This is a genomic window from Microvirga sp. KLBC 81, assembly GCF_003075415.1.
Classification (GTDB): Bacteria; Pseudomonadota; Alphaproteobacteria; order Rhizobiales; family Beijerinckiaceae; genus Microvirga.
This window is the reverse complement of sequence record NZ_QDAH01000265.1, coordinates 1-1,102: the sequence shown is the minus strand read 5'-3', so window position 1 is coordinate 1,102 and position 1,102 is coordinate 1. Positions and strand designations below refer to the sequence as shown.

Genomic DNA, 1,102 nt, shown 5'->3' with positions numbered 1-1,102 from the left:
GCGCGCCATCGGCAACATCTGCGATCTCTTCGAGCCGCACGAGTGCTGGAACTACATCAGGGCTGCTGGATATGCGCTCGTGTAATCGTCCGATGCTCTAGAGGGTGTCTGGAAAATCGGGCAAGCTCCATCTGAAGGGGCATGACAGCCTCATCCTACGATACTGACTTGAGCGATGGGGATTGGGCGATCCTGGCGCCCCTCCTTGTCCCTGCAAACCGCCGCGGGCGTCCCCGCAAGCACGATCTGCGGCTGGTGCTGAACGCGATCCTCTACATTCTGCGCGGCGGAGAACCTTGGCGCCTGCTGCCGCATGAGTTCCCGCCGTGGCAGAGCGTGTACGATCACTTCCGGCGATGGCGCCAAAGAGGAACGTGGCGATCCATCAATGATGCTCTCCGCCCACGCGCCCGCATGCTCGCCGGGCGAGATCCGCAGCCGCATGCGGCGATCATCGACAGCCAGACGGCCCGCACCAGCGAGGCCGGTGGTGAGCGCGGCTACGATGGTGGCAAGCGGATCTCAGGCCGCAAGCGGCATCTGGTGGTCGACACGCAAGGACTGATCCTGCACGTGCTGGTACATCCCGCTGATGTGCATGACCGTCGCGCGGCGGAAGCCGTGCTGGCGAATCTGAGAGGCCGCTATCCGGAGGTGGAACGCCTGTTTGCCGATATGGGCTACCAGGGTCTCTGGCCACCTGGCTGACGACGGAACTCGGATGGACCCTGCTGATCGTGAAGCGACCCCGGCGCTGGGTGCGGGTGCCGGCCGATCAGCCTGCACCCGAGATGCCGGCCGGGTTTGCGGTTCTTCCTCAGCGCTGGATTGTGGAGCGCACCTTTGCGTGGCTCGTGCGCAACCGGCGCTTGGCCAAAGACTGGGAGGGTCTGCCGGCCACCACCGAAACCTGGATTTATCTCGCGATGAGCCGCCTGATGACCAAAAGGTTAGCCCATGCAGCAGCTTAATTTCCAGACACGCTCTAGCGGATCAACCTCGTGCCATGTGAGCGCCAGCCGAGAGCAGGGTCGTCTTCGCGGTCGACAGCTGTCGCCGCATGATGGAGCTCCGCGGGAGGAGCCTTCCTATGTGGACGCCG

At 63.8% G+C, this 1,102-nt stretch carries 1 protein-coding gene; it reads left to right on the top strand.

The window, feature by feature from the left end; all coding sequences use genetic code 11:
• Nucleotides 1-141 precede the first annotated feature (141 nt).
• A protein-coding gene (locus tag DC522_RS33665) for an IS5 family transposase (RefSeq protein WP_245444777.1) occupies nt 142-971 on the top strand; the annotation gives its coding sequence in 2 pieces (ribosomal slippage) (nt 142-685 and nt 685-971; 831 coding nt in all).
• The last annotated feature ends 131 nt before the right edge of the window (nt 972-1,102 follow it).